We start from the raw sequence: 3573 nt of genomic DNA, 5'->3' as shown, positions 1-3573 counted from the left end.
GTGGGGCCCTCTGTCGGTGTTCGAGGGGCTAACGACCAGCCCCGGGCCGCCACCGCCGGTGACCGTCGACCGCGCCATTCGCCCGGATGAGCTCCAGTCTCGGCCTGGCTTCGTCGGCGCGCCCGGTCTGGGGCTTGCGTCGGCCCGCACGCCACGGATCTGGCCACACCGCACCGTCGCCGTCGTAGTCCTGCTCGACGGCCGCGTGCAAGGTCCAGTTCGGGTCGTACAGATGGACGCGCCCCAATGCGCACAGGTCGGCCCGTCCTGCGAGCACGATGGTGTTGACGTCATCGGCCGAGGAGATGACGCCGACGGCGATCGTCGAGATTCCCAGTGAGTTGCGGATCGAGTCAGCGAAAGGCGTCTGATAGGACCGGCCGAATGCTGGCTTCTCCCGCGCTGTGACCTGCCCGGTCGAGACATCGATCGCCGCCGCGCCGGCCTCCTCGAAGGCGCGCGACATGGCGAGGGTGTCGTCGAGCGAGATCCCACCCTCGACCCAGTCGGTGGCCGAGATGCGGACCGTCATCGGCTTGTGCGCGGCGAGCTCGGCGCGCATCGCCGCAAAGACCTCGAGCGGGAATCGCAGACGGCCGGCCAGGTCGCCGCCGTACTCGTCCGTGCGCTGGTTCGTCACCGGCGACAGGAAGGAGGACAACAGGTAGCCATGCGCGCAGTGCAGCTCGATCAGGTCGAAGCCGGCGTCATCAGCGCGCCGGGCAGCGGCGACGAAGTCGGCCACGATGGCGTCCATGTCGTGTCGGTCGAGCGCCCGTGGAGTCTGATTGACGCCCGGCTGATAAGCCGTCTCGGATGCCGCGACCACCGGCCAGTTGCCAGACTCAAGGGGCTGGTCGATGCCTTCCCACATGAGCTTGGTGGAACCCTTCGGCCCCGAGTGACCGATCTGGGCACCGATCTTGGCCGCTGATGCCGCATGCACGAAGTCACAGATGCGGCGCCACCCATCGCCCTGCTCGTCGGTCCACAATCCGGTGCACCCCGGCGTGATACGACCTTCTGGCGAGACGCACACCATCTCGGTCATCACCAGACCGGCGCCGCCGAGCGCCTTGCCGCCGAGGTGGACCAGATGGAAGTCCGCCGGCATGCCGTCGACCGACACGTACTGGTCCATGGGCGAGACGACGACGCGGTTCACCACGTCGAGGTCGCCGATCTGGAACGGCTGGAACATCGGAGGTCGAACCCCGCCATCACCCCGGCCGGCGCGCAGCTCGTGCTCAGCGAACCATGCGTCGACACCAGCAATGAACTCCGGATCGCGCAGGCGCAGGTTGTCGTACGTGATGCGACGACTGCGGGTCAAAAGGTTGAAGGCGAATTGTGCCGGTTCCTGATGCACGTACTGCTCGATGTTCTCGAACCACTCGAGACTCGCTTGCGCGGCGCGCTGGGTCGACAGGACCACCGCCTTGCGTTCGACTTCATAGGCGGCGAGAGCTCCGGCGACGGTGTCGGTCTCGTGCAGGCAAGCGACCAAGGACAGTGCATCCTCCATGGCGAGCTTGGTGCCCGAACCAATCGAGAAGTGCGCGGTGTGGGCGGCGTCGCCGAGCAGCACGATGTTGTCGTGCACCCAGTGCTCGTTGCGCACCGTGGTGAAGCTGATCCACCGTGAGTTGTTGGCGAGGACCTCGTGGCCGTCCAGCGCGTCGGCGAAGAGCTCACGGACGGTCTCGATCGACTGCTCGTCGGACTCGCCGGGCGCGAACGTCCCTTGGTCGTTGCCCTCGAAACCTGCCCGACGCCACACCTCATCCGTCATCTCGACGATGAAGGTGCTGCCGTGCTCGTCGAACGGATATCCGTGCATCTGCATGACGCCATGCGGTGTCTCACGCACGTCGAAGGTGAACGCCTCGAACACCTTGTCGGTGCCGAGCCACATGTAACGGCACTTCCGCGTGTCGAGGGTCGGCTCGAAATGATCGGCGTACGCGGTGCGAATCGCGGAGTTCAGCCCGTCGGCGGCGATCACGAGGTCGTAGTCGTCCTTGAGCTCGGTCGCGTCGGGAGCGTCGGTCGAGAACCGCACGTCGACGCCCAGGTCGTGGCAACGATTCTGCAAGATCTCCAGAAGCCGCTTGCGCCCCATGGCAGCGAATGCATGGCCACCACTGGTGATGACGTCGCCCCGATAGTGCACGTCGATGTCGTCCCAGATCGCGAACTCCTTCTCCATGAGCCCGTGCACGACGGGGTCGGCGTGCTCGATCCCGCCGAGCGTCTCGTCGGAGAAGACCACACCGAACCCGAAGGTGTCGTCGGCCGCATTGCGCTCCCACACCGTGATGTCGTGATCGGGGCCCAGCTGCTTGGCAAGCGCCGCGAAGTACAAGCCGCCAGGCCCTCCACCCACCACAGCAATGCGCACAGTTCCTCCTCAAGGTTCAGTCCGCCTGAGTATACTGTTTGCTTGACGCTCGTTGTCAAGGCGATATACTCTGATTCTTCAGCAATTCACGAGGAGGATGCGATGTCCGGGTTCGCTCTGAGCGCCGACCAGCTCGCCTACACCACTCGCGTGCGCGAACTCGCCGTCGAGCACCTCGTCGAGGTGGCCGCGGCCGGCGTAGAAGGTCGGGTCAATCGGGCGCTGCTGCAGGCCATGGGCGACCTCGGCTTGCTCCGCGATCTCTTCGGTGGCCACGCCGGTGACCCACCGCGGGATGCAGCAGCCATGCAGCTGTGCCTCCTGCGGGAGACGATCGCCGCAGTGAGTCCCGAAGCCGAGACGACCTTGGCGCTCCAAGGCCTGGGCAGCTACCCCATCCTCCAATCGGGTACGCCAAAAACGATTGATCGCTGGATTCCCGGCGTCGTCCAGGGCACGACCGTGGCGGCCTTCGCGCTCACCGAGCCCAACGCAGGGTCCGACGCTGCCGCGCTGTCACTGAACGCCGAAGCCGATGGCGACAGCTGGGTGCTCAGCGGCGAGAAGGTGTGGATCTCCAACGCACCCGAGGCGGATGTCTACACCGTGTTCGCTCGCACCACGATCGGCGCCGGCGCGCGCGGCGTCACCGCTTTCGCCGTGGCCGGCGATGCGCCTGGGCTCAGCGGAGAACACCTCGACATGCTCTCGCCGCACCCGATCGGTCGGCTCACCTTCGACGGCGTTCGCGTCGAACGGGCCGACGTCTTGGGTGAGGTCGATGCGGGATTCCGGGTCGCGATGCGGACGCTCGACCTGTTCCGGCCCAGCGTGGGCGCGTTCGCGGTCGGTATGGCACGCGCAGCACTCGATGCGACCATCGATCACGTGACCACGCGTCAGGCCTACGGCGGCCCGCTGGTGGCGCAGCAATCGGTGGCCCACTCGTTGGCAGACATGGCCACGCAGCTCGAGGCATCTCGACTCCTCGTCTATGCGGCGGCCGCCTCCTACGACGCAGGATCGGACCGCAGCACCATCGGCCGCACCGCCGCCATGGCCAAGCTCTTCGCCACCGAGGCGGCCCAGCGGATCGTCGATCAGTGCGTCCAGCTGCACGGCGCCCGGGCCCTGCAGCGCGGACATCTGCTCGAGCACCTCTACCGCGACGT

Annotated in this window: 2 protein-coding genes; one reads left to right on the top strand and one right to left on the bottom strand. The window is 66.6% G+C overall.

Annotation, left to right across the window (positions count from 1 at the left end; all coding sequences use genetic code 11):
- Nucleotides 1–28 precede the first annotated feature (28 nt).
- Nucleotides 29–2401, bottom strand: a complete 2373-nt coding sequence (locus WB508_RS06615; RefSeq protein WP_423844089.1) for a bifunctional salicylyl-CoA 5-hydroxylase/oxidoreductase — start codon at nucleotides 2399–2401, stop codon at nucleotides 29–31.
- Between the two features lie 102 nt (nucleotides 2402–2503).
- On the opposite strand from WB508_RS06615, the gene WB508_RS06610 reads away from it, so the two are divergent.
- Nucleotides 2504–3573: acyl-CoA dehydrogenase family protein (locus WB508_RS06610; protein WP_423844088.1), on the top strand; the 1070-nt coding region annotated here is incomplete at its 3' end.

Source organism: Aeromicrobium sp. (genome assembly GCF_049586495.1).
In the GTDB taxonomy this organism is placed as follows: Bacteria; Actinomycetota; Actinomycetes; order Propionibacteriales; family Nocardioidaceae; genus Aeromicrobium.
The sequence above is the reverse complement of the archived record's forward strand: the minus strand, read 5'-3'. Positions and strand labels throughout refer to the sequence as shown.